This window comes from Micromonospora sagamiensis, from assembly GCF_014680085.1.
GTDB classification, from domain to species: Bacteria; Actinomycetota; Actinomycetes; order Mycobacteriales; family Micromonosporaceae; genus Micromonospora; species Micromonospora inyonensis.
Window position 1 is genome coordinate 2687284 of record NZ_AP023438.1, and the last position, 24707, is coordinate 2711990.

At 70.2% G+C, this 24707-nt stretch carries 24 protein-coding genes and 1 pseudogene; 9 read left to right on the forward strand and 16 right to left on the reverse strand.

Going from position 1 to position 24707, the window contains the following annotated elements; genetic code table 11:
• Positions 1 to 313: 313 nt before the first annotated feature.
• A complete protein-coding gene (locus IGA62_RS11605) occupies positions 314 to 835 on the reverse strand; it encodes a winged helix-turn-helix transcriptional regulator (RefSeq protein WP_145821654.1) in 522 nt (173 codons plus the stop codon).
• 74 nt (positions 836 to 909) lie between these two features.
• Between IGA62_RS11605 and IGA62_RS11610 the strand changes: the two genes are divergently transcribed.
• A complete protein-coding gene (locus tag IGA62_RS11610) occupies positions 910 to 1557 on the forward strand; it encodes a dihydrofolate reductase family protein (protein WP_145821653.1) in 648 nt (215 codons plus the stop codon).
• A 130-nt stretch (positions 1558 to 1687) separates the two neighbouring features.
• Here IGA62_RS11610 and IGA62_RS11615 read toward each other — a convergent pair whose 3' ends face one another.
• Positions 1688 to 1855: a hypothetical protein gene (locus tag IGA62_RS11615; protein ID WP_186500135.1), complete on the reverse strand. Its 168-nt coding sequence runs from the start codon at positions 1853 to 1855 to the stop codon at positions 1688 to 1690.
• Positions 1852 to 2079, reverse strand: a complete 228-nt coding sequence (locus IGA62_RS11620; RefSeq protein ID WP_145821652.1) for a hypothetical protein — start codon at positions 2077 to 2079, stop codon at positions 1852 to 1854. Before IGA62_RS11620 ends, IGA62_RS11615 begins: the two co-directional genes overlap by 4 nt.
• Before the next feature lie 144 nt (positions 2080 to 2223).
• Between IGA62_RS11620 and IGA62_RS11625 the strand changes: the two genes are divergently transcribed.
• From IGA62_RS11625 to IGA62_RS11635, 3 genes are all read left to right on the forward strand, one after another.
• Positions 2224 to 3102 (forward strand): helix-turn-helix domain-containing protein, encoded by an 879-nt coding sequence (locus IGA62_RS11625; protein ID WP_232624964.1) that lies wholly within the window; start codon positions 2224 to 2226, stop codon positions 3100 to 3102.
• 21 nt (positions 3103 to 3123) lie between these two features.
• Positions 3124 to 3306 carry a DUF397 domain-containing protein gene (locus IGA62_RS11630; RefSeq protein ID WP_145821651.1) on the forward strand — a complete coding sequence of 61 codons (183 nt, stop codon included), beginning with the start codon at positions 3124 to 3126 and terminating at the stop codon, positions 3304 to 3306.
• Positions 3307 to 3379: 73 nt separating this feature from the next.
• Positions 3380 to 3529: a hypothetical protein gene (locus tag IGA62_RS11635; protein WP_186499685.1), complete on the forward strand. Its 150-nt coding sequence runs from the start codon at positions 3380 to 3382 to the stop codon at positions 3527 to 3529.
• Between the two features lie 261 nt (positions 3530 to 3790).
• On the opposite strand, the gene IGA62_RS11640 is transcribed toward IGA62_RS11635, so the two are convergent.
• The 10 genes and pseudogenes from IGA62_RS11640 to IGA62_RS11685 form a co-directional block, all read right to left on the reverse strand.
• Positions 3791 to 4573 carry an ABC transporter permease gene (locus IGA62_RS11640; protein ID WP_145821650.1) on the reverse strand — a complete coding sequence of 261 codons (783 nt, stop codon included), beginning with the start codon at positions 4571 to 4573 and terminating at the stop codon, positions 3791 to 3793.
• Entirely contained in the window at positions 4570 to 5538 is a 969-nt protein-coding gene (locus IGA62_RS11645) for an ATP-binding cassette domain-containing protein (RefSeq protein ID WP_145821649.1), read from the reverse strand. Before IGA62_RS11645 ends, IGA62_RS11640 begins: the two co-directional genes overlap by 4 nt.
• Positions 5539 to 5616: 78 nt before the next feature.
• Positions 5617 to 6462, reverse strand: coding sequence for a DUF4097 family beta strand repeat-containing protein (locus IGA62_RS11650; RefSeq protein WP_145821648.1), 846 nt, complete (start codon positions 6460 to 6462; stop codon positions 5617 to 5619).
• A gap of 23 nt (positions 6463 to 6485) precedes the next feature.
• Entirely contained in the window at positions 6486 to 7007 is a 522-nt protein-coding gene (locus IGA62_RS11655) for a toxin-antitoxin system HicB family antitoxin (RefSeq protein WP_145821647.1), read from the reverse strand.
• Positions 7008 to 7499: 492 nt separating this feature from the next.
• Positions 7500 to 8705 (reverse strand): annotated as a pseudogene (locus tag IGA62_RS11660) (MFS transporter); the annotation flags it as partial.
• A gap of 43 nt (positions 8706 to 8748) precedes the next feature.
• Entirely contained in the window at positions 8749 to 9510 is a 762-nt protein-coding gene (gene narI, locus IGA62_RS11665) for a respiratory nitrate reductase subunit gamma (protein ID WP_145821646.1), read from the reverse strand.
• On the reverse strand, positions 9507 to 10169 hold the full coding sequence (gene narJ / locus IGA62_RS11670) for a nitrate reductase molybdenum cofactor assembly chaperone (RefSeq protein ID WP_145821645.1): 663 nt from the start codon (positions 10167 to 10169) through the stop codon (positions 9507 to 9509). The genes narI and narJ overlap by 4 nt, the downstream gene beginning before the upstream one ends.
• Positions 10166 to 11848, reverse strand: coding sequence for a nitrate reductase subunit beta (narH, locus tag IGA62_RS11675; protein ID WP_145821644.1), 1683 nt, complete (start codon positions 11846 to 11848; stop codon positions 10166 to 10168). Before narH ends, narJ begins: the two co-directional genes overlap by 4 nt.
• Positions 11848 to 15516 carry a nitrate reductase subunit alpha gene (locus tag IGA62_RS11680; protein ID WP_145821643.1) on the reverse strand — a complete coding sequence of 1223 codons (3669 nt, stop codon included), beginning with the start codon at positions 15514 to 15516 and terminating at the stop codon, positions 11848 to 11850. The genes narH and IGA62_RS11680 overlap by 1 nt, the downstream gene beginning before the upstream one ends.
• A 188-nt stretch (positions 15517 to 15704) precedes the next feature.
• Positions 15705 to 16193, reverse strand: a complete 489-nt coding sequence (locus tag IGA62_RS11685) for a hemerythrin domain-containing protein (RefSeq protein WP_145821642.1) — start codon at positions 16191 to 16193, stop codon at positions 15705 to 15707.
• A gap of 49 nt (positions 16194 to 16242) precedes the next feature.
• Here IGA62_RS11685 and IGA62_RS11690 point away from each other — a divergent pair, with 49 nt between their 5' ends.
• Positions 16243 to 16944 carry a helix-turn-helix transcriptional regulator gene (locus IGA62_RS11690; protein ID WP_145821641.1) on the forward strand — a complete coding sequence of 234 codons (702 nt, stop codon included), beginning with the start codon at positions 16243 to 16245 and terminating at the stop codon, positions 16942 to 16944.
• A gap of 77 nt (positions 16945 to 17021) precedes the next feature.
• Entirely contained in the window at positions 17022 to 17765 is a 744-nt protein-coding gene (locus tag IGA62_RS11695; protein WP_232624965.1) for a YwiC-like family protein, read from the forward strand.
• An 8-nt stretch (positions 17766 to 17773) separates the two neighbouring features.
• On the opposite strand, the gene rph is transcribed toward IGA62_RS11695, so the two are convergent.
• Positions 17774 to 20371: a rifamycin-inactivating phosphotransferase gene (gene rph / locus IGA62_RS11700; protein ID WP_145821640.1), complete on the reverse strand. Its 2598-nt coding sequence runs from the start codon at positions 20369 to 20371 to the stop codon at positions 17774 to 17776.
• Between the two features lie 164 nt (positions 20372 to 20535).
• Between rph and IGA62_RS11705 the strand changes: the two genes are divergently transcribed.
• Positions 20536 to 20790 (forward strand): hypothetical protein, encoded by a 255-nt coding sequence (locus tag IGA62_RS11705; protein WP_145821639.1) that lies wholly within the window; start codon positions 20536 to 20538, stop codon positions 20788 to 20790.
• Positions 20791 to 20885: 95 nt separating this feature from the next.
• Here the strand turns inward: IGA62_RS11705 and IGA62_RS11710 are convergent, their stop codons facing one another.
• Positions 20886 to 21521 (reverse strand): response regulator, encoded by a 636-nt coding sequence (locus IGA62_RS11710; protein WP_145821638.1) that lies wholly within the window; start codon positions 21519 to 21521, stop codon positions 20886 to 20888.
• A complete protein-coding gene (locus IGA62_RS11715; RefSeq protein WP_145821637.1) occupies positions 21518 to 22738 on the reverse strand; it encodes a sensor histidine kinase in 1221 nt (406 codons plus the stop codon). The genes IGA62_RS11710 and IGA62_RS11715 overlap by 4 nt, the downstream gene beginning before the upstream one ends.
• Positions 22739 to 22959: 221 nt before the next feature.
• On the opposite strand from IGA62_RS11715, the gene IGA62_RS11720 reads away from it, so the two are divergent.
• Positions 22960 to 23997, forward strand: coding sequence for an ABC transporter permease (locus tag IGA62_RS11720; protein ID WP_232624966.1), 1038 nt, complete (start codon positions 22960 to 22962; stop codon positions 23995 to 23997).
• A complete protein-coding gene (locus tag IGA62_RS11725) occupies positions 23994 to 24677 on the forward strand; it encodes an ABC transporter ATP-binding protein (RefSeq protein WP_145821635.1) in 684 nt (227 codons plus the stop codon). Before IGA62_RS11720 ends, IGA62_RS11725 begins: the two co-directional genes overlap by 4 nt.
• The last annotated feature ends 30 nt before the right edge of the window (positions 24678 to 24707 follow it).

Genomic DNA, 24707 nt, shown 5'->3' on the forward strand with positions numbered 1-24707 from the left:
ACCCTGGACACCTAGTGCCTCGTCTTGGAGCGTCGACCGGGTTACCGGTCGGTTCTGAGAACTGCGCTCGGCCGGTGACTGCGGGTGTGCGTGTTGGAGGTCAACGCGTGACGGCGGGTGAGCGGACATCTGTTATCGCACGCGGCTGTGGCAGCTCAGATCTACGACACGCCGAGCGGATTACACCTCAGGCAGCCACGAAGCCTCGGATACCCAGTTGGTGCCGGGTCGGGCGAGCCGCGCCGAGCACGGTTCGCGATCAACTCCAAGATCCGCCGCCCGGATTACCCGTTCAAGGTTGCGCGACGAGGCACTAGGTTGTGGAAGCGGCGCGTTCGTAGGCCAGGGTGAGTTCGGCGAGGACGCCGTCGGCAGGTTGCGAACGGCCTTCGAGGTGCGCGGCGCGGAGTTCGTCCATGAACCTCTCCCACATCTCAGGACCGCCGCGAGCGAGAAGCTGGGCGCGAATCGACAGCTCGGGTGTTGTTGGGAGCCACCGGGAGCCCCAGGCGCCGAGATGCGCCATGAGCGGAACGAGTTCGATCGCTGCCTCGGTGAGTCGGTAGTCGATCTTCTGTCGGTGGCTCGGGTCATCATGCCGACTGAGCAGACCCGCGTCCACGAGCTTCGAGAGGCGGCTGGCGAGGATGTTCGACGCGATGCCTTCGATCGAGTTCGTGAGCAGTTCGCGGAAGTGCCTGTGGCCGCCGAACATGACGTCCCGCAGCACAACCAGGCTCCATCGGTCGCCCAGCAGCTCGACGGTCAGATTGATCGGGCACCCCGATTTTCCCTCTGACACGGGCAGGCGACCGGCCCCTACTGGTTGCGGCATGCCACCAGGGTAGTACGGTACCACCGGTTGCGAGTTGCAATCAGAAGTTGCTCTTCAGCTCCCGAGGAGGAGACATGCCGCAGTTGTTGCGGGTGCAGTGCTTCAACGTGTCGCGTGACGGGTTCGGTACCGGTGAGGGGCAAAGCTTGGACCGGCCCTTCGGTCACGCAGACCCCACCCCCCTGTTCTCTTGGCGCGCCGCCACCGCCAGCTTTGTGTACCGCACCGAACCTGGCGGCACTCGCGGCCTGGACGACTACATGACCCGCGACTACGACTGCAACATCGGGGCGGAGATCATGGGTCGCAACAAGTTCGGCCCCCAGCGTGGCCCATGGGAGAACCACGAGTGGCAGGGATGGTGGGGGGACAACCCACCGTTCCACACGCCGGTCTTCGTGCTCACCCATCACGAACGCCCGTCGTTCAGCCTGGCTGACACCACCTTCCATTTCCTCAACGCGAGCCCGGCCGAGGCGCTGGCACGCGCGAAGCAGGCCGCCGCTGGTCGGGACGTGCGCCTCGGTGGTGGAGTTGCCACTATCCGCGAGTTCATCGAGGCCGACCTGGTCGACACGATGCACATCGCCGTCGCGCCCGTCGACCTCGGCCGAGGCGAACGGCTGTGGGAGAGCCACACCGACCTGCTCGACCGCTTCCACCTCGAGTCAGTGCCGAGCCCTAGTAGCGGAGTCACTCACCTCCTGTTCTGGAGACGATGACCACCGACCCGCGCGATCGCACGCACATACCGCGATGCGTGCACCGGGATGAGGCGGAACATGATCGGCCTGACGAACTGAACGCTGGCCGTACGGGTGACGTGGAGCAGCTCACCGGCCCGGAACGCGCTCACCACCGGTCCTTCACCCGTCGCCACGCCAGGATCCGGGCACGTGCCACCGCGACCCGAGGACACCAGCCGTCCGGATGGCACCGCCGGCACCGCTGGACGCGGTGGTAGTCGAGCACCGCCCAGGACATCTGCACAAGGAACGACACGTCACGCCACTCGTTCACGCCCACAGCCCCGCCCGGCACTCCCCGGCGAGGGTCAGGAGTGGCCGTTCCGGCGGATAGACCACCCGAGCGACCCCCACCGCCCGGTACGCCCCGGCCCGCTCCGGGTAGGCGGTAGCCGGCCCCACCCGATCGAGCGGGGGCGTACGACGGCGGCGGCTCCTGAACGGCCAGAGCCTCCACAACAGACCGGGGTACGTCGGGTTCTTCGCATGCCGAGCCATCGGGCCTCCCAGAACGTAGCGACTTCCAAACCCAGAGTGACGAAATCAATCTGGGAAGTCTAGAGTTCCATGGAAGATTTCCGTGGACGTTGACGACTCGCTCTTCGTGCCTTGATCTCGAAAGTGGAGAGGAGAACACTGACGGTGTTCACGACCCTGGAGGTAGACGTGGCGAGGGCAAGCGGCCCGACGATCGCGCGCTGGCAACTCGGCCGGGAGCTCCACCGGCTCCGCGAGGCGGCGAAGGTCTCGCACAAGGAGATCGCGGCAGAGCTGGGCTGCTCGGAGTCGAAGATCTACAAGATCGAATCAGGGGCGGTAGGCGTCAGCCGCGCTGACGTGATCGTGATGCTGACGCGGTACGGCGTCGAGGACGAGCGAGCCCGGCACACCGCTCTTGAACTCCAGCGCCAGGGCAAGGAGCGCGGTTGGTGGGCGAAGTTCGGGCAGCTTCCGAACCCGTACAGCATGTACATCGGGCTGGAGTCCGCAGCGACGGCGGTACGGAATTTCGAGCTGGCCGTCGTACCGGGCCTGCTCCAGACGGAGGCATACGCCTACGCGATCACCAGTGCCGCATGGCCGGGTCAGAGCGAGGAGGCGCGCCGCCGAGTTGAAGTGCGGATGACCAGGCAGGCATGCCTGACCGAAGAGCCAGCACTGAAGTTCTGGGGAATCGTGGACGAGGGCGTACTGCGTCGTCAGACCGGTGGCCCAGACGTCATGCGACGTCAGCTTCACCACCTGATCGAGATGAGTGAACGGCCGAACATCGAGCTTCAGGTCTTGCCGTTCAGCGAGGGATGGCACCCCGGCACGGTGGGCTCCTTCTCGATCCTGGAGTTTCCCGAGGACATCCACAGCCCGGTCGTATACGTGGTCAGCCAGGCGGGGGACGCCTATCTCGAACGGGAGGACGACTTGCGGCGCGTTACGCTTACCTACACCCACCTGCACGCGGCAGCGCTCAGCGTCAACAAGTCCCGCGACCTGATCGCCGCCATCGCCAAGGACATGACGTAGAGCGAAAGAGAGGGTGCGGCAATGGACCGGTCACGCGCCGTGTGGCGCAAGAGCAGCCGAAGCGATGCCAACGGCCAGTGTGTCGAAGTGGCGGCTCTTCAAGGCACCGTCGCCGTCCGGGACAGCAAGGACAAGACCGGCCCGATCCTCGCCTTCGCCGCGCCGGACTGGCGCAACTTCGTCAACTCCCTCAAGACCAACTAGTGCCTCGTCGCGCAGCCTTGAACGGGTAATCCGGGCGGCGGATCTTGGGGTTGATCGCGAACCCGGATTTCGGTTGGCCGATTTGCCACTGCCGCACGTTGTGCCACCGCCCGGCCGGCAGGTCGAGGACGCCACGCCGGTCGCCGACGAGGTGCACGAGGTGCTCGGCGCGGCTCGCCCGACCCGGCACCGACTGGGTATCCGAGGCTTCGTGGCTGCCTGAGGTGTAATCCGCTCGGCGTGTCGTAGATCTGAGCTGCCACAGCCGCGTGCGATAACAGATGTCCGCTCACCCGCCGTCACGCGTTGACCTCCAACACGCACACCCGCAGTCACCGGCCGAGCGCAGTTCTCAGAACCGACCGGTAACCCGGTCGACGCTCCAAGACGAGGCACTAGCCGGCGACATCGCAGTGCCCCCGGCTCCCCTCTCGGGAGCCGGGGGCACCTGCCGTCCCGGACGGTCGGGCCGGGGCGTCCCGTCCTAACGGGCCGCCCGCTGGTTGTACTTGCGCTTGGCCCACAGGTACGACACCAGCGAGATCCCGGCGCACCAGGCGAGCGCGACGATCGCGCTGTTGCCGATCCCGGAGCCGAGCAGCAGCCCGCGCAGCGTCTCGATGATCGGTGTGAACGGCTGGTACTCCGCGAAGGTGCGCAACCCGGCCGGCATCGTCTCGGTGGGCACGAACCCGCTGCCCAGGAACGGCAGCAGGCTCAGGAACATGGGCGTGTTGCTGGCCGTCTCGACGCTGTCGGCGACCATCCCGAGTGCGACGGCGAACCAGGTCAGCGCGAACGCGGTCGCGGTCAGCACGCCGATCACGGCGAGCCACTCGACCGCGGTGGCGTTCGGGCGGAAGCCGATGAGGAGGGCGACGCCGAGGACGGCGACCACCGCCAGGAAGTCCTGCACCAGGCTGCCGAGCACGTGTCCGGTCAGCAGCGAGCCCCGGGCGATGGCCATGCTGCGGAACCGGTCGACGATGCCCTCGGTCATGTCCATCGCCACCGAGATGGCGGTGCCGGCGGCGGCCCCGGCCATGGTGAACAGCAGGATGCCCGGGGCCAGGTAGTTCACGTACGCGGAGCGGTCGCCGCCGATGCCGGTGCCGAGCGTGCCGCCGAAGACGTAGGCGAAGAGCAGCAGGAAGACCACTGGCATACCGATCAGCAGCCCGGTCAGCGACGGGTAACGCCGCAGGTGCAGCAGTTGCCGGCGGAGCATGGTCCGGGTGTCGGCGAACGCGTGGGCCATGGTGGTCATCGGGTTTCCTCGGAGGTCGCGGTGGTGGCGGGCGCGCCGGTGAAGGCGAAGAACACGTCGTCCAGGTCCGGGGTGTGGATCGTCAGGTGATCGGGCTCGGCCCGGACCCGGTCGAGCGTGCCCAGCACGGCGCGCAACGAGGCGACGTCGCCGTCGCTGGGCACCTGGAGGGTCAGCGCGTCGTCGTCGCGGTGCGCCGTGTCCAGCACGGCCGCCGCCGCGCGCAACGTGTCCGGGTCGGTGAAGCGCAGCAGCAGGTGCCCGCCGGGGATCCGGCGTTTGAGTTCGTCCGGTGCGCCCTCGACCACGATGCGGCCCTGGTCCAGCACCGCGATCCGATCGGCGAGCTGATCCGCCTCCTCCAGGTACTGGGTGGTGAGAAAAACCGTGACGCCCTCGGCGACCAGCTCCCGGACGATCTGCCACATCGCGTGCCGGCTGCGCGGGTCGAGGCCGGTGGTGGGCTCGTCCAGGAAGATCAACCGGGGATCGCCGACCAGGGTCATCGCCAGGTCCAGGCGACGCTGCTGACCGCCGGAGAGCAGCGACACCGGTTTTCGCGCCGACTCGCCGAGGTCGAAGCGCTCGATCAGCCGGGCCACCCGTCGGCCACCCTCGGCCCGGCCGAGCCGGTGCAGGTCGGCCATCAGCCGCAGGTTCTCCTGCACGGTGAGCAGGCGGTCGACGGCCGCGAACTGGCCGGTCAGGCCGATCGCCGCACGCACCCGGTCGGCTTCCCGGGCCAGGTCGTGCCCGGCGACGCGGATCGAGCCGCCGTCGGGCGGCAGCAGGGTGGCGAGGATCCGCACCATGGTCGTCTTGCCAGCGCCGTTCGGGCCGAGCAGGGCGAAGACGGTGCCTTCGGTGACGGTCAGGTCGATGCCGTCGAGGACCACCTTCGTGCCGAACGTCTTGCGCAGGCCGGCCACCGAGACGGCGGGCCGGGTGGTCACTGTCGTAGTCACGAACGCCTCCTGGCGGTTTTCGGGCAGGGGCCATCGCCGGCCGGGGCACGAGCGCCACGGCCGGGACGGCGGGGTGGGTCAGGAGCGGTGGATCAGGATGTCGCCGAAGGCGGTACGCGCGCGCACCTCGGCCTGCTCGTCGGTCCCGGCGGGGCCGTCGGTGGTCGTCATCTCGTTGCGGACCTTGCCGTACTGGGTGTGCACGTCGAGCCGGGCCGCGGTGCCCGTCCGGATGCCGACCTCGATGCGGCCGGCCGCGCTGCGCAGCGTCGCCGAGCCGCGCACCAGCTCGCGGACGCGGATGTCGCCGCTGGCGGTGTTCGCGGTGATCGAGGCGGCGACGTGGTCGGCCGCGATGTCGCCGTTGGCGGAGCGGATCTGCATGTCACTGCCGGCGTGACCGACCCAGGTCTCGCCGTTGCCGTTCTTGAGCACGGCCGGCCCGGCGACCGAGTGCACCTGGAGCTTGCCCGAGCCGGTGGTCAGCTTGGCGTCGCCGGTGACGGTCTCGGCGGCCACCAGCCCCATTCCGGTCGTCCCCGACAGGCTCTCGGCCTGCTCGACCTGGAGGTCACCGGCGCCGCTGCGCAGCCGGCAGCCGCCCAGCGCCCCGGTGCAGCGGACCCCGCCGACGCCGAGATCGACCTCCAGGGCGGAGCCGGCCGGCAGCTCGACGAGCACGTCGACGGCACCGACCTTGCCGAAGATGCCGAGGCCGGGCTGGCGGGGCCCGCGCACGGTCAGGGTGCCGGACGCGAATTCCACGCGGGTCTGCTCGGCGGCCCGTACGTCCCGCTTCTCGGTGTCGTCCCCCGGGCGTACGTGCACGACCGTGTCCGGCCGTTCGCTCGCGACCACCCGCAGGTCACCGGCGACGAGTTCGACGGAGGCGGTAATGGGTCCGGGAGTGTCGAAGGTGGGCATGGGCTTCTCCGTTCTGTCGGGGGTCAACGGACCCAGCCGGTGTAGCGCTGGCCGCCGCTGGTCGCGCTCCCGGTCGCGGGACGCCCGGCGTCGCTGTCGGCCGCGGCGGCCGCGGCCCGGATCAGCCAGGTGTTGATCGAGACGCCGGCGCGGGCGGCAGCCTGCTCGACGCGGTTCTTCAGGTGTTCCGGCAGGCGCAGGCTGATCCGCACGGTCGCCTCGTCCTCGCCCGGGGTCAGTGCCGGTGCCGGTGCCGGACCGGGCGGCGGCGAAGCGGCTGACTGGTCGGTCCACGGGTCGGCGGGCGGCGGCGTCACGACGAAGCTGGGCTCACGGTTGCGCAGCCGCAGGTCCACCGAGCCGGGCGCGAGGTCGCGGGTGATCTCGGCTGCCGCTTCGGAGAGGGCGTCGAGCAGGGCGAGCCTGGCTGCGGACTCAAGCGGCGCGGTGAGCCGTTCAGCCAGCTCGCGGGCGTCATCGCCGCCGGTTGCGGCGGCGAGCGCAAGCTCGTGGCGCAAGGCGTCGATGTAGGGGCGCAGTTCCATGACGCCACTATGACATCACGGTGATGCCACGCGCAACCGCGTGGCATCACCGTGATGTCAGAAAGCTGGCGGTACCTATCCGAGCTTGGCGACGGTCAGGAGCACGGCGCTGTCCTGGAGTGCTTCGAGGCGGTGCCGGGTATCGGGCACGACCAGCAGTTCCCCGGCGTGGACGTCGCTGGCGTCGGCACCGGCGACCAGGCGGACGTGACCGTGCAGCACGTGCAGCGTGGCCTCGCCCGGGTTCTCGTGTTCGTCCAGTTGTTGGCCTGCGGCCAGCGCGATGACGGTCTGGCGCAGGGTCTTGTCGTGGCCGCCGTGCACGGTGTGGGCGCTGCGACCGCTGGACGCGTCACGTGCGGCGGTGAGGTGCTGTTCGACCAGTTCGGTCAGGGAGACCTTCTGCATGACACTCCTGTCTGGTACGGCGTGCGGGACGGTGGCGGCCGGGGCCGCCGCCGCAGGGGCGGAAGCGCCGGCAGCGGTGAGCCCGCGCATCTTGACGGCGGTGTAGACGGCGGCGGCCAGCGCGACGTCGGACAGCAGCATCAGCCCGATGGCGTACGAGCCCTCGACGCCGTACACCCAGCCCATGATCAGCGGGGGGACGAACCCGCCGAGGCCGCCAGCGGCGCCGACGACGCCGGTGACGGTGCCGACCTTGTCGGCGGGGGCGACCCTGCCGACGAGGGCGAACACGGCGCCGCTGGCAGCGCCGAGCAGAGCGGCCATGCCGAGGAAGGCGATGGTGGCGACGGGCATCAGCGGTGGCTGGAACGCCTGGACGACCGCGAACACGGCGGTGCCGACGAAGCACCAGACGAGCACGGACACCGGGTGGAACCGGTCGGCCAGCCATCCGCCGGTGGGTCGGGCGAGGACGGCGAGGACCACGAACCCGGCAGTACGGAGCGCGGCGTCGCTGGCGGTCAGGTCGTAGGCCTCCCGCAGGTAGGCGGGCAGGTAGACGCTGAACGCCACGAAGCCACCGAAGCCGACCGCGTACAGGAAGCACAGCTGCCACGTCACGGCGAGGCGGCTGACCTCGGCGGTGCGTGCCCACGCCGAGCCTGCCGGCCGCTGCCGGCCGGGCGCGTCGCGGATGAACAGGAACGCCACGACGGCGTAGGCGGCGAGGATCGCGGCCACGAGCAGGAACGGGGTGTTCGTGCCGTAGGCGTCGGCGAGTCTGACCGTGGTGAAGTTGGAGATGGCGGTTCCGCCCATACCGATGCCGAAGACACCGAGGGCGAAACCCTTCCGCGCCGGTGGATACCAGCCCGACACCAGCGGCACGCCGACGGCGAAGGTGGTGCCGCCGAGGCCGAGGAAGAACCCGGTGATGATCAGTGCCGGGTACGACGACACGACGGTCAACGTCAGCACCGGCACGATGGTGGCGAGGCTGACCACCGGGAACATGATCCGGGCGCCGTACCGGTCGGTGAGGGCGCCGACCGGGATGCGGCCGATCGAGCCCACCACCACCGGCACGGCGACGAGCAGGGACTGGGCGGCGAAACTGAGGCCGAGGCGTTCCTTGACGCCGGGACCGAGCGGGCCGAGCAGCGCCCACGCCCAGAAGTTGACCATGAATCCGGCGGTGGCCAGGGCAAGGTTCAGCGTGGCACCGCGGCGTGCCGTGGCGGACGGGCCGACCGTGCTGGTCGCCGGCCCGGCCGTACCGGTTGTTGTCATCTCGGACCTCGGGAGTCGAGCCGGCGTCGCCGGCATGGCGGGTTCAGCGTCGGGTGCGGCCGGCCTTGGAACGAGCGGTCGGCGCGCGGGGCGGACCTTCCCAACCCGGACGCGTCGGGCGCAGGCCCGGGCGGGTGTCGCGGCTGCGGTAGACGACGTACGGGCGGGTCAGATAACCGACGGGCGCGCTGAACGCGTGGACCAGCCGGGTGAAGGGCCAGAACGCGAAGAGGGCGAACGCGGCGATGATGTGGATCTGGAAACCGACCGGGACGCCGGCCATGATCTCCGGGTCGGGGCTGAGGTAGAACAGCGAGCGGAACCAGGGCGAGATGGTCTCGCGGTAGTCGTAGCCGTCCCCGGCGACGTTGGCTCGCACCGTCGCCCACAGGCCGAGCACGATCACCCCGGCGAGCACCACGTACATGGCCTTGTCGTTCTTGGTGGTGGCGGCGAACACCGGCCCGGTGAGCCGCCGCCGGGCGATGAGGATGGCCATGCCGATCAGCGTGCAGAACCCGGCGACGGTGCCGATGAACACGGCCATCAGGTGGTAGGCGTGCTCGGTGATCCCGACCGCCTCGGTCCACGCCTTGGGGACGAGCAGCCCGCCGACGTGGCCGACGAGGACCATGAGCACGCCGAAGTGGAACATCGGGCTGCCCCAGCGCAGCACCGCCGATTCGTGGAGCTGCGAGGACCGGGTGGTCCAACCGAACTTGTCGTAGCGGTACCGCCAGATCAGCCCACCGACCAGGACAGCGATGGCCAGATAGGGGTAGACAACCCACAGCAGGGTGTTCATCGGCGTCCTCCGGTGGTGTCGACGAGCCCGAACGGCTCCAGACCGACCTGTTCGACCGGCGGGCCGGTCTGGGCGAGGCGGATCGCAGCGGCGATGTCCCCCGGCTGGGCGGGGGGCAGCATCGCCCGGACGGCCTCGATGGCGTGCCGGTAGGGGGACTTCTCGGCGTCGAGGGCCTTGGTCAGCAGGTCGAGACCGACGCGGTTCTCCCGCAGCAGTCGCCACCCGTCGTCGTCGACCGCAGCCAGGTCCAGCACGGCCGGCAGGTAGTCCGGCAGTTCACCGTCGACGACCTCCAGCCCGGCCGCCTTGTACGCGGCGGCGAACAGCACCAGCGCCTCACCGCGCTTACGGGTGTCACCGGCCGTGTAGTACGTCAGGTGCAGGCAGCAACGGCGGCGGAAGTCGAACAGCTCCACGTACTCGGTGACCAGCCGGCCGGGATCGGTGTCGGCACGGTACGCGGCGAGCGACCGCAGCGGTTCGGCCACCGCGACGGGCAGGGCGTCGAGGGCGGCGACCAGCGTCGGCAGCACGTCGAGAACGTCACGGTCCGGGTAACGCAGCAACAGCGACGCCGCGCGGGCGGCGACCGCCCGCCACGTCGGCTCGCCCTCGTCACCTGTCCCGCCGTACCGGGTGGCTTCGCTCGCGCTCACGGTTCACCTCCGTCCTTCTTGGGCGGGAACAGCCCTGCGGGGCGACCCTTGCCGTCCCAGTTGAGCAGGTTGACCCGGGTTTCCTTGTCGTCGGGCGCGGCCATGGAATCGGCGGTCTGCCGATCGCGCAGCATGTGGAACGTCTCCACCTGGATCGGCGCGGGGGTGCCGGAGGACTCGCCGAACGGCCCCTGGCCGTACGGACCGCCGCCGCCCATGCCGGGCCCGCCGTCGTAGTCGAGGCTGCACTCCGTGCCGAGCTGCTCGAGACGGTGGGCATCCTCGGCGTGCGCTGCGGGTATGACGTAGCGCTCCTCGTACTTGGCGATGGCGAGCAGCCGGTACATGTCGTCCATCTCCTCGCCGGTCATGCCGACCGCGGCGGCGATCGACTCGTCGCGCGACTCGCCGAGGTTGATCCGGCGCTGGTAGGCGCGCATCGCGGCGAGGCGTTGCAGCACGGCGGTCACCGGCGCGGGGTCGCCGGCGGTGAACAGCCCGGCGAGGTAGTCGACCGGGATGCGCAGGGCGTCGACGGCGCCGAACAGGTTGTCCAGGTCCTCGCCGTCGTGGCCGGTGTCGCGCAGGATGTCGACGACCGGTGACAGCGGCGGGATGTACCAGACCATCGGCATGGTGCGGTACTCCGGGTGCAGCGGCAGCGCCACCTCGTACTTCATGATCAGATCCCAGATCGGGGACCGTTGCGCCGCGGCGATCCAGTCCTCCGGGATGTCCGCCGCCCGGGCCGCGGCGATCACCTCCGGGTCGTTCGGGTCGAGGAACACCGACTTCTGCGCCTCGTACAGAGCGTGTTCGTCCTTGACGGCGGCGGCCTTCCCGACGGCGTCGGCGTCGTACAGCATGAGGCCGAGGTAGCGCAGCCGGCCGACGCAGGTCTCCGAGCAGATGGTGGGCTGCCCGATCTCGATGCGCGGGAAGCAGAAGGTGCACTTCTCGGCCTTGCCGGTGCGATGGTTGAAGTAGACCTTCTTGTACGGGCAGCCGGTCACGCACATCCGCCAGCCACGGCAGCGGTCTTGGTCGACCAGCACGATGCCGTCCTCGGCCCGCTTGTAGATCGCGCCGGACGGGCAGGACGCGGCGCAGGACGGGTTGAGGCAGTGCTCGCAGATGCGCGGCAGGAAGAACAGGAACGCCTTCTCGTACTCCTGACGCACCTGGTCCGACAACTGCTGCAACACCGGGTCACCGGCGGCGATCTCGTTACCACCGGCCAGGGAGTCGTCCCAGTTGGCCGACCACGTCACCTTGGTGTCCTCGCCGGTCAGCAGCGACTTCGGCCGCGCCACCGGCGTGTCGGTGCCACCCGCCGGAGCCGTGAGCAGGTGTTCGTAGTCGTAGGTCCAGGGTTCGTAGTAGTCCTGCATGGCGGGCATCTTCGGGTTGGCGAAGATGCTGAACAGCTTCTTGAGCCGCCCACCGGCCCGGGGCTTGAGCCGCCCGGTACGGGTGCGCGTCCAGCCGCCCTGCCACCTGTCCTGGTTCTGGTAGGTGCGCGGATACCCCTGCCCCGGTCGGGACTCGACGTTGTTGAACCAGACGTACTCGACGCCGGAGCGGTTGGTCCACGCCTGTTTGCAGGTGACCGAGCAGGTGTGGCAGCCGATGCACTTGTCGAGGTTCATCACCATCGACATCTGGGCCATGACGCGCATCAGTACTGCACCTCCTGCGAACGGCGGCGGATCACGGTGACCTCGTCGCGCTGGTTGCCGGTCGGACCGAGGTAGTTGAAGGCGAACGACAGCTGTGCGTAACCGCCGATGATGTGGCTGGGCTTGATCAGCAGCCGGGTCAGCGAGTTGTGGATGCCACCCCGGCGGCCGTTGGTCTCCGCCTTCGGCACGTCGATCACCCGTTCCTGGGCGTGGTACATGTAGACCGTGCCCTCGGGCATCTTGTGGGTCACCACCGCCCGGCAGACCACGACGCCGTTACGGTTGACCGCCTCGATCCACTCGTTGTCCCGTACGCCGATCTTGGCGGCGTCGATCTCGCTCATCCACATCGTCGGGCCACCCCGGGACAGGGTCAGCATGATGAGGTTGTCCTGGTACTCGGAGTGGATGGACCACTTCGAGTGCGGCGTCAGGTAGCGCACGGTGAGTTCCAGCTCGCCGTTGCGTCCCAGCCGGGGTTCACCGAACAGCTTGTGCATGTCCAGCGGCGGCCGGAACACCGGCATCTCCTCGCCGAGTTCCTGCATCCAGTCGTGGTCGAGGTAGAAGTGCTGCCGTCCGGTGAGCGTGTGCCAGGGCTTGAGCCGTTCGGTGTTGATGGTGAACGGCGAGTACCGGCGTCCGCCGTGCTCGCTGCCGGACCACTCCGGGCTGGTGATCACCGGGACGGGCCGGGACTGGCAGTCGGCGAAGCGGATCTGCTTGCCCTCGTGCTCGGCGGACATGTCCGCCAGCTTCTGACCGGTACGTCGTTCCAGGAAGTGGAAGCCCTCGGTGGCGACCCGGCCGTTGGTGGTGCCGGCCAGCGCCAGGATGGCCTCGCAGGCGCGGATGTCGGTATCCAGCCGTGGTCGTCCGTCGGCGACCCCGCCACGAACCGTGCCGTTGACCTTCTTCAGGAACTCGATCTCCGGCTTGACGTCGACCGTGACCGCCTTGGTGGTGGTGCCGAGCCGGTCCAGCAGCGGCCCGAGGGACCCCATCTTCGCGGCGGTCGCGCCGTAGTCCCGCTCGACCACGACGAACTTCGGCATGGTCCGGCCCGGGACCGCGTCCACCTCGCCCGTCTTCCAGTCCCGCACGACCCCGCCGGGGGTGGCCATCGCGTCCGGCGTGTCGTGCAGCAGCGGCGCCGCGACCAGGTCCCGGCGCACACCCAGGCGGGGCCCGGCGAGCTCGGAGAAGACCTTGGCGATGCCGTGGAACGCGTCGAAGTCGGTGCGGGTCTGCCACGGCGGGTTGATCGCCGGGGTGAACGCGTGGATGAACGGATGCATGTCCGTGGTGTTCAGGTCGTGCTTCTCGTACCAGGTGGCGGCGGGCAGCACGATGTCGGAGAACAGCGTGGTGGAGGTCATCCGGAAGTCCAGCGACAGCAGCAGGTCCAGCTTGCCCTCGGGTGCCTCGTCGTGCCAGACGACGTCCTGCGGCCGTTTCTCCGGCGGAGCCTCGGCGGCGCGCAGCGAGGCGTCGGTGCCGAGCAGGTGACGCAGGAAGTACTCGTTGCCCTTCGCCGAGGACCCGAGCAGGTTCGCCCGCCAGACGGTCAGCACCCGTGGCCAGTTCTGTTCCGCGTCCGGGTCCGTGCAGGCGAACCCGAGACGGCCTTCGACCAGTTCCTTCGCCACGTGACCGGCCGGGTCGTCGGGAGCAGCCGCGAGGGCCTCGTCGGCGACGTCCAGGGGGTTGCGGTCGAACGTCGGCATCGACGGCATCCACCCCAGCCGCGCCGACTTCGCGAGCAGGTCGGCGGTGTGCCGGCCGGCGAACTCCCCCTTGGCGAGGGGTGAGGTGAGCACGTCGGCGCCGTACTGGTCGTAACGCCACTGGTCGGTGTGCAGATACCAGAACGCCGTCCCGATCATCTGTCGCGGCGGACGCATCCAGTCCAGGCCGAAGGCCAGATGGGACCAGCCGGTCACCGGACGGCACTTCTCCTGCCCGACGTAGTGCGCCCAGCCCCCGCCGTTGACGCCCTGGCACCCGGTCAGCGTGGTGAGCGCCAGCATGGCCCGGTAGGTGGCGTCGGAGTGGAACCAGTGGTTCGTGCCGGCGCCCATGAGGATCATGGACCGGCCGCCGGAACGCTCGGCGTTGTCGGCGAACTCCCGTCCGATCCGGGCCACCGCCGCGGCCGGTACGCCGGTGATCGGTTCCTGCCACGCCGGCGTGTACGGCACGTCGGCGTCGTCGTAGCCGGTCGGCCACTCGCCCGGCAGGCCGGGCCGGGACACCCCGTACTGGGCGAGCATCAGGTCGTAGACCGTCGTGACCAGCTTCCCGGCCACCCGCGCGGTCGGCACGCCACGGTGCATCAGCTCGGGCGTGTCGTTGTCGAAACGCGGCAACGCCACCGTGACCCCGTCACCCCCGGCACAGCTCAGGCGGGGCTCGATCGCACCGAGGTCGAGGTTCCACCTGCCGACGCCGGCGTCGCGGAACCGGTCCCCCAGCGACCCGTTCGGCACCGCCGGGGCATCCGTGGCGGCGTCCCACATCACCGGCCGGAACGCCGCCTCGGCGTCGGTCTCCCCCAGGTCGGCGGCGGTGACGAACTTGCCCGGTCGGAACCCGCCACCCTCGACCGGCTCCAGCGCGATCAGGTAGGGCAGGTCCGTGTAACGCGAGACGTAGTCGACGAACCGGGGGGTGGTCCGGTCGACGAAGAACTCCTTCAGGACGACGTGGCCCATCGCCATCGCCAGCGCGCCGTCCGTGCCCGGCTGGGCCGGCAGCCACTCGTCGGCGAACTTCACGTTGTCGGCGTAGTCGGGGGACACCACCACGACCTTCTGGCCGCGATAGCGGGCCTCGGCCATCCAGTGTGCGTCCGGGGTCCGGGTCACCGGGACGTTGGAACCCCACATCACCAGGTACGACGCGTCCCACCAGTCTCCCGACTCGGGCACGTCGGTCTGGTCGCCGAACATCTGCGGCGACGCCACGGGCAGGTCGGCGTACCAGTCGTAGAAGGACAGCATCGACCCGCCGATCAACGACAGGAAGCGGGCACCGACGGCGTGCGACACCATCGACATCGCGGGGATCGGCGAGAATCCCGCCACCCGGTCCGGCCCGTGCCGCCCGATCGTGTGCACGTGGGCCGCGGCGACGATCTCCTGCGCCTCGTCCCAGGTCACCCGGACCAGGCCGCCCTTACCGCGGGCCTGCTGGTACCGGCGGCGGCGTACCGGGTCGTCCTGGATGTCGGCCCACGCGGCGACGGGGTCACCGCCGAGGCGGGCCTTCGCCTCCCGGTACATCTCGATCAGCACGCCCCGGGCGTACGGGTACCGCACCCGGGTCGGCGAGTACGTGTACCAGGAGAACGCCGCACCGCGCGGGCACCCACGCGGCTCGTACTCCGGCCGGTCGGCGCCGACGCTGGGGTAGTCGGTCTGCTGCTGCTCCCAGGTGATGATGCCGTCCTTGACGTACACCTTCCAGGAGCACGACCCCGTGCAGTTCACCCCGTGCGTGGAGCGCACGACCTTGTCGTACGACCACCGATCGCGGTAGAAGGAATCCGCCTCCCGGCCGCCGATCTGGTGCAACGTCCGCCCGTCGGTGGACACCTCCGCGCGTCGCACCAACCCGCCGGCCGCCAGTAACGCCCGTCCCGCTCCCTCGGTCGCGCCCGCCATCTGTCCTCGTTCCCTCGCTCGTGACCTTGACGACCACGCTGGTACGCGCAGCACATCCCCGCAACTCGGACACGTCCTCTGGACACCCCACTACGATCCTGTCGGGTCCGCCGGGGCCAAAGGTCCCGATCCGTCAGGCCCTCCGGGCCGGACGCCCGACGATTTCGCACGTCGTGGCGTCGGCGTCGCTATCGCGGGGCCGTGCTCGCCGGGTCAGCGGGGAGCAGGCTGCCCGCTCGGGCCCGGACGGCGTCCACGCTGTCCCAGTCGGCAGCGCCGAGGGTGGTCAGCGCGGCCGGGAAGACGCCGTCCTGCTCCTTGAGGATGTGGTCGCGGAGCACGTCGAGGGTCTCCATGAGCTGGCGCGGCCAGCCCGGGTCGGTGGGTGTCCCCGTGCTCGCGGCAGCCAGCACCGACTCGATGCGGCGGTGTTCGGCTTCCAACGCGACGACGTGGTCGGGGAACTCGTCCGCCAGCAACGGGAAGAGACCCTGCTCCTCGACCTCGGTGTGCGGGCTCAGCACGGCGGCGATGCGGCGCGCGAGTTCCGCCATCCGGGAGACGTCACCGGCGGCGTGGGCGCCACGCACGTCCCCGATCATGTTGACGACCATGTCGTGTTCGCGGGTGAGTTCGTCGATCGCCGTGACGGACTGGCAGCCGCAGTACTCACACATGGGACCCTCCCGGGTTTTGATGCTGTAAGCCGTTATAACGTTAGGTGCCATGGAAACGCCACGGGTAGGCCCCTCCGGGGAGACAATCGACACGCCGCGCCACCGAGCGCTGGGTTCGCACAGCCGGGTGACGATCCTGCGGCTCGTGCGGGCGGCGGAGGGCGGCATCACGGCTGCCGAGGTGGCGGCTCGTACCGGGCAGCACCTGTCCACGACCCGTGCGCACCTGGACCGGCTGGCCGAGGCGGGACTGCTGGTGAAGGCGCGGGCCAGCGGCGGGCAACCGGGCCGTCCGGCGTGGCGGTACCGGGCCGTGGACGCGGATCCGGCTCCGGCGCCGTACCGGGCGCTGGCGGCCGCACTGCTCGATCACCTGTCCGGCGGCGGTGGCGATGTCCGCGAATCCGCAGCACAGGTGGGTCAGGGGTGGGGCCGGCGTCTGGCCGCGACGGGCCCCGACCGCGAGGACCCGGTCGACTCGGTGATCACCGTGCTGGACGGACTCGGTTTCAGCCCACGCCGTCAGCCGCCCGACGACGGGGAAACCGCCCGCGTGCACCTGTACACCTGCCCGTTCCTGGAGCTGGTGGGCCGCAATCCCGACGCCATGTGCGGACTGCACCTCGGGGTCGTCCGGGGAGTGCTCGAACGCCACGACGTGTCGGGCGAATCCGTGGTGCTGGAGCCCTTCGGCGCGCCGGCGGCCTGCGTCGTCCGGATGTCGGCACCGGCTGCCGGGCGGCGGTCGTGAGCCGCCCGGCGACGGCACCGGTCCCGGGGCCGCTGCCCGTGCGGGGCACCGGGGCCGCCGGTCCGCCGCTTCGGCGGGTGCGCGACGGTGGGTCCGGTCCGGCGCGTCGCCGGACGGCACGGCAGTACATCCCACCGCAGCACGGCGCCTGGGCCATGCTGCTCGTCCCCTGGCTCGCCGGCGTCCTCGTCGCCGGGTTCCGGTGGCTGCACCTCCCACTGCTCGTCGCCTGGCTTGCCGGCTACCTGCTCTCCTACTACGCCCTCCAGGCCGTCAAGACCCGCCGCCCGTCCCGCTTCCGGCCGCAACTGCTGCTGTACGCGCCGATCACCGCCGTCGTCGGCGGCCTCGTCGTCCTGGGGCGTCCCGAGGTACTGGCGTACGCACCCGCCTACGCGTTCCTGCTGGCGGTCAACGCGTACCACGCCCGGCTACGGCGGGAGCGGGCCCTGGTCAACGACCTCGCCTCGGTGGTGCAGAGCTGCCTCATGGTGCTCGTCGCCGCCACGGTTGCCGGTGCCGGAATCAGCCGGGCCGCACTGGCCTTCGTCGCCGTTCTCCTCTTTTTCACCGGCACGGTCCTGTACGTCAAGACGATGATCCGCGAGCGGGACAATCCGGCCTACCACCGCATCTCGGTGATCTACCACGTACTCGCGTTCGCCGTGGCGGCCTGCCTCGACATCACGCTCGCCGTGGTGTTCGCCGTCCTCCTCGCCCGCGCCGCCGCCCTTCCCCGGTACCGGCTGACCCCGAAGCACGTCGGCATCATCGAGATCGGCACCTCCGCTCTCGTGCTCCTCGCCGCCGTGACCGCGTGAGCGGTCGGTCACGGCAGGATCTCGACGTACCCGTCGGTTCCGTGGACGCGGATCCGCTGCCCGTCCCGGATCAGCCGGGTGGCCTGCTCCACGCTCACGACGGCCGGCAGGCCGTACTCCCGGGCGATCACCGCACCATGGGTCATCAGGCCACCCACCTCCGTCACCAGGCCCGCGACGGCGACGAACAGGGGCGTCCAGCTGGGATCCGTGTAGGCCGTGACCAGGATGTCGCCCGCCTCGAGGTCGGCCTCCGCCATGTCCAGGACGACCCGGGCCCTCCCCTCGACGGTCCCGGCGGAGACCGGTAGGCCGACCAGCGCACCGGCCGGCACGTCGTCGCGGCGGTACGACCCGGCGACCGCCTCGCCGTCCGACGTGAGCAGCCGGGGCGGCGTGAGCGCCTGGTACGACCGGAACGCGTCCCTGCGCTGGCGGATGAGCCGGTCGTCCACCTGGTGCGTACGCACGACGTCGTGGAACTCCTGGAACGTGAGGAAGAAGACGTCCTCCCTGTCGCGCAGCACGCGGGCCCGCACGAGGCGCTCGGCTTCCTCCAGCAGGGCCTGCTTGTAGACGAAGTAGCGGCTCACGATGCCGTACTTCGGGTACTCCCGGTAACCGATGAAGGTCCGGACCCGGTCGATCATCCGCTTGGTCTCGGTGGCCTTCCGCTCCCCGTCGGGCAGGGCCCGCAGGCGTCCGAGCACCTCCTGCGTCTTCTTCTCCGCCTCCTGCCGTCCCTGCTCGAAGCGCCGCCTGGCGGCACCCGGTGCGAAGAGCCGGACGTTGTCGAGGATCACGGGCACGAGCGTGGTGGGGCGCTCGCTCCACCGCGGCCGCGTGATGTCGATCTCGCCGACGCAGCGCATGCCGTAGCGGTCGAGGTAGGCCCTGATGGCGTCGCGGGCTTCCGCCCCGCCCGCGAGCTTCGGCAGCTCGTCCAGGAAGCCGTCGTCCTCGACGCCCTCGAGGAACGTCACCACCTCCGGATACGGGCGGATCACGTCGGCGACGTCGAGGAGCGCCAGCCCCATCTCCGACGTGACGTTGCCGGGGGCGGACAGCGTGAGGGTGTCGGCCGCGTTCCTCTCGCCCAGCCATTCCCCCAGCTTGTCGTTGAGCCACCAGGTGGCCTGCATACCCGCCATGATCGCCTGCACGCTCAGTGGATCACCGAGGGCCCGCTTGTGCTCCTGGAATACCTCCAGCAGGAAGTCGAACAGCGCCGGTCCGGTCTTCGTCCGGATGTCGCGCCGCAGGGCGGCGATGGACGCCTGGGTACGCTCGATCAGCTCGGTGACGATGGCCGGATCGGTCTCGATCGTGGCGGGTGCGCCCAGAGCCGGTAGGCCGCCGGGACCACCGGCCGGGAGCGCCGGGACGAAGTCGGGGCGGTCGAGGACGGTCTCCAGCGCGTCCCTCATCAGCGGATCGGACCTCCCCACCATCTCCAGGAAGCCGGCCCGGCTCGCGGGCGAGGCCAGGTGCCGGGTGGCGTCGACGAACAGGCGCCCGCCGGCCTCGTGCATCGGTGCCATGGCCGTCAGCTGCCACATGGAGAGCCCCAGCGGCTTCATCGGGTCGGTCATCATCTGCTGGTGACCGACGGAGAGGTAGACGTGGTTCTCCCGGTCGCGGGCCACGGGTACCGGAAACAGCGTGGTGATCGGCCGGCTCTGCACGATCTGGAAGTCATCGTCGACCAGGCACCATTCGATGTCCTGCGGGCGGCCGAAGTGCGCTTCGATCCGCCGGCCGAGTTGCGCGAGCCGTACGACCTGCGCATCCGTCAGCGCCGGCTGCTCCTGCCGCTGCGGGTCGACCGCCACTTCCTGCGTCCCGCCGGTCGGCAGGGCGTGGACGGCCCGCTGCTTGGTGGCGACCGTCCTGGCGACGACCTCGCCGTCGCGCACCTCGAACACGTCCGCGTTCACCAGGCCGGAGACCAGGGCCTCGCCGAGGCCGAAGCTGGCCTCCACGGAGACGACCTTCCGGTTGCCCGTGACGGGATCGGCCGTGAACAGGATGCCGGCCGCATCCGGGAGGACCATCTGCTGCACGACCACGGCCATGTGGACCGCACGATGGTCGATGCCGTTGCGCTGGCGGTAGGTCACGGCCCGCTCGGTGAACAGCGAGGCCCAGCACCGGCTGACGTACGCCAGGATCGCGGCCGGGCCCACGACGTTCAGGTAGGTGTCCTGCTGGCCCGCGAAAGAAGCCGTCGGCAGGTCCTCTGCCGTCGCGCTGGATCGCACGGCATAGGCAGCCTGCTCGCCGAAATTGGCAAGAGCGCGGGTGATCGCCGCCGCGAGATCGCCCGGAACAGCGGTTCCTTCGATGCTCCGGCGGATCTCCGCGCTGATCGCACGGACCGCTTTCCGATCATCCGGGTCCAGGCGCGAGATCTGGTCGAGCCGATCGTCGACCGACGGCGCTTCCGCCATGATCCGCCGGAAGGCGTCCGTCGTCACGCAGAAGCCGGCCGGCACGCGGATGCCGTCGATCCGCGACAGCGCCCCCAGGTGCGCGCCCTTGCCGCCAGCGACCGCGACCTGCGTCTCGTCGACCTCGTGCAGGCCCACCACGTACTGCTCGATCATTTGCGACCCCAATTCTTCGCCGGGCTCGGTCCGGCCGCCGATTCTGCGGCACGACCCGGGCCTTGCCACAAGCCCCCCGGTGCGATATACGTTAAAAGTGGCAGGGGGTGCGATCTCCTTGCCTTTTTCTTTTTGCCGCGCGGGAAGCGCGGGGTGGCCGGGGCGTGAATGGGTTTCTCGTCGACGCCGGCTTGCCCTCCAGGTCGCGATCCCTACTGCCGGGGCTCTCCCTGGCCGTCGCCACCGGCAGCGCCCTGGCCGCGATCCTGCTCGCCGTGATCGACGAGCCCATCGCGTTCGACTGGGCGGCGATCGCCGGGGTCTCCGGCACGGCCGCGGTGATGGTGCTGGCCGTCACGGGCGCCGCCCTGCCGCTGCTCTGGCGACTGACCAGGGCCGAAGGGCTGCGCACCGAGTAGGTCGCAGACCGGCGACGCCGACCACGGGGCGGCGACGCCCGGACGCCGGGCCGCCTGGTCACGATCGGGACGGGTCGTACTGCGACCGGCTCAGGTCAGCGCCGGATGAGGCCGAGTTGGGTTGAGGCGGCGACGGCGGCGGTGCGTGAGTCGACGCCGAGTTTGGTGTAGATGCGGGCGAGGTGGGATTTGACGGTGCCCTCGGTGAGGTGGAGGCGGGTGCCGATGGCGTGGTTGGACAGGCCGTCGGCGACCAGGGTGAGGACTTCGGTCTCGCGGCGGGTCAGGGCGGCGCGGGGGTCGCGTAGCCGATTCATGAGCCGGTCGGCGACGGTGGGGGCGAGGATCGTGCCGCCGGTGGCGGCGGTGCGTACGGCGGTGGCGAGGTCTTCGGGTGGGGCGTCCTTGAGCAGGTAGCCGGTGGCGCCGGCTTCGATGGCGGGCAGGGTGTCGGCGTCGGTGTCGTAGGTGGTGACGATCAGTACGCGGGGGGCGCCGGGGCGGGCGGTGATGGCGGCGGTGGCTTGGGCGCCGTTCATTCCCTTGCCGAACTGCAGGTCCATGAGGACGACGTCGATGTCGCCCTGGTTGGCGCGGGTCACGGCTTCCTCGGCGGTGGCGGCCTCGGCCACGACTTCGATGCCGGGTTCGGTTTCCAGTACGGCGCGCAGACCAGCTCGAACGACGGGGTGGTCGTCGGCCAGAAGCAACCGGATGGGGACGTCGGTCACGGACGCGTCCCGACGGTGTGGTCGGCGCCGGAGGCAAGGGGCAGTTGGGCGGCCAGGGCGGTGCCGTGGCCCGGGGCGGACTCGACGGTGAGGTCGCCGCCGAGGGCCAGGACGCGGGCGCGCATCGCGGCCAGGCCGAATCCGCCACGGTGCGCTTCGGGTGCGGGAAGCCTGTGGGGGTCGAAGCCACGTCCGTCGTCGACGATGTCCACGGCGACGTGGTCGCCGAGGTAGCTGAGGGTGACATCGGCGGTGGTGGCCCCGGCGTGGCGCACGGTGTTCGCGAGGGCGGACTGGGCGATACGCAACAGGGCTGTCTCGTGCGCGGACGGCAGCGGCCGGGGAACGCCGGTGAGGTGGAAACGCGCGGTAAGCCGGTGGCGGGCGCTGGTGGTGGCACACAGCTGTTTCAGGGCGCTGGCCAAGGTGGTGTCCTCGAGGGCAGGTGGAGCGAGCGCGGCGACGAAACGGCGGGCCTCGGCGAGGTTGTCGACGGCGGCCTGGCGGGCCTGGCCGACGTAGCGGGCGGCCTTGTGCGGTGTGCCGGGAAGAGACCGCTCGGCGGCGCGTAACAACAGCTGGATGCTGGTGAAGCCCTGAGCGAGGGTGTCATGGATTTCCCGGGCGAGGCGCTCGCGTTCGGCGAGGACGCCTGCGGTGTGCTGTGCGACGGCCAAGCCCGCACGGGTCGCGGTGAGTTCCTCGATCAGCTTCCGGCGGTGTTCACTCTCGCGGTACAGGGCCTGGTATCCCCACACCACCGCGACGGCCACGGAGGCGCCGAGGGCTGGACCGATCGCCATCGCCAGGCTGAAGGGGCCCTGGTGGGCGGCGAGACCGATGACGGCCGCCACTGCGGTGATCACTACGGCGGTCAGGCCGGCGCGACGTGGCAGCAGGTGCAGTTGCAGGAAGTACAACGGGAAGGCCACCCATACCGCGTCCGCCGACAGGGTCAGCAGGATCAGCCATACCCCGCCCACGACGGTCAGCCACACCGCGGCGGCGCGGCGGGAGCGGCTGACGGCGGGCAGCAGCGGTCCGGCCGCGTAGACCAGCCCGCACGTTACGGCCGCAGCGACGACCATCCCGGCGTGCGGGCGGCTGGCGGCGGCCGCCCGCCCCGCGGCCAGGGTGAGCAGGCCGACGGTGAGCAGGTGCAGACACCAGGTCAGTGTTCGGGTGGCGGGCGTCGAGGCCGCAGCGGTGGTCTTCACAGCTCTTCCAGCCTAGGCAGCCATTCCCTGGTGCGGCCTCAATCAAAAGTTGGAACCGGCGTGCAGCCTTTCGACGCATCACATGCTGTCCTGGGCCAGACGCGGGCCCGGGAGGTCATGGGCGACGGTGGAGGCCCGCCACGTCCACCTCACGAAGGCAGGCAGAAGCCGTGTTCGTCGCCTGGAGAGACCTGAAGTTCGCCAGAGGGCGCTTCGCCCTGATGGGAACCGTCATCGTTCTGATCACTCTGCTGGTCGGGCTGCTGTCCGGGCTGACCGCCGGCCTCGGCCAGCAGAACATCTCCGCGATCACCGGCCTACCGGCCAACATGATCGCGTTCGGCGCGCCCGGAGAGGGTGAGAAGCTGTCGTTCTCCAACTCCACCGTCACCGAGAAGCAGTGGCAGCAGTGGGCCACGACGCCGGGCGTGAACCGGGCGGAGCCGCTGGGCATCAGCACCACCAGGGCCACGGCCGGCAACAGGAGCACCGGGGTGTCCGCCTTCGGCGTCGAGCCCGGCTCGACGCTCGCCCCGGGCAGCAGCAAGATCGGCGAGCATGCGGCTGTCCTGTCTGTCACCGCCGCCAAGGACCTCGGTGTGGCCGGAGGTGACACCTTCACCCTCGGCGGGCAGGAGGTGGAGGTCGCCGCCGTCAGCGGTGACGCCTCCTTCAGCCACACCCCTGTCATCTGGACCAGCCTGAGCCTGTGGCAGAAGCTGACACCTCCGACCGGCACCACCGACGGTCCCACCGCCACCGTCATCGCCCTGGACACCCGTTCCGGCACCGACATCCTGGCCGCCGACGACGTCGCGGACACCAGGACGGTTTCCACGGACGATTCGCTGTCCGCGATCGGCTCCTACGCCTCCGAAAACGGCTCCCTGCAACTCATGCGCGGCTTCCTGTTCGCGATCTCCGCCCTCGTCGTCGGCGCCTTCTTCACCGTCTGGACCATCCAGCGCAGCGGTGACGTCGCCGTGCTCAAGGCCCTGGGCGCCTCCACCGCCAACCTGCTCAAGGACGCGCTCGGTCAAGCCGTCGTCCTGCTGACCGGCGGCACCCTGCTCGGCACCGGCCTTGCCGCCGGCCTCGGTGCCCTCGTCACCGGCGCCGCCGTGCCGTTCCTTCTCACTCCCGCCACCGTCCTCGTCCCGGCCGCCGTGATGATCGCGCTCGGCGCGCTCGGGGCCGCCCTGTCCATCCGTCGCGTCACCTCCGTCGACCCACTGACCGCCCTGGGGAGCGCCCGATGAGCCTGCACCTGCACGACATCACCCTCACCTACCCCGACGGCGACACCCGCCTGACCGCCCTCGACCGTGTCACGCTGCACGTGCCCAAGGGCAGCCTGACCGCCGTCGTCGGCCCCTCCGGCTCGGGCAAGTCGAGCCTCCTCGCCGTTGCCGCTACCCTCATCACCCCGGACGCCGGCACCGTCACCATCGACGGCACCACGACCACCGGCATGACCCGCGGTGAACTCACCACTCTGCGTCGCGACACGATCGGCATCGTGTTCCAGCAGCCCAACCTGCTGCCGTCGCTCACTGCGGCCGAACAGCTCCAGGTCATGGCACAGCTCGACGGACGCTCCGCGACCAAGGCCCGCAGCCGGGCCCTGCAACTGCTCGACGCCGTCGGCCTCGCCGCTCAGGCGAAACGACGCCCTCACCAGCTGTCCGGCGGCCAGCGCCAGCGCATCAACATCGCCCGGGCACTGATGAACGACCCCACCGTGCTCCTGGTCGACGAACCCACCAGCGCCCTCGACCACGAACGAGGCGCCGCGATCATCGATTTGATCACCGGTCTCACCCGTCAACAGGCCGCCGCCACCGTGCTCGTGACCCACGACCGGACGCATCTCACTGCGGTCGACCAGATCACCGAGGTGCAGGACGGCCGGCTCACCGTGCCCGCCCTGATGCGGTAGCCACCGTTCCATTCCCACCGCCGCGGTTCG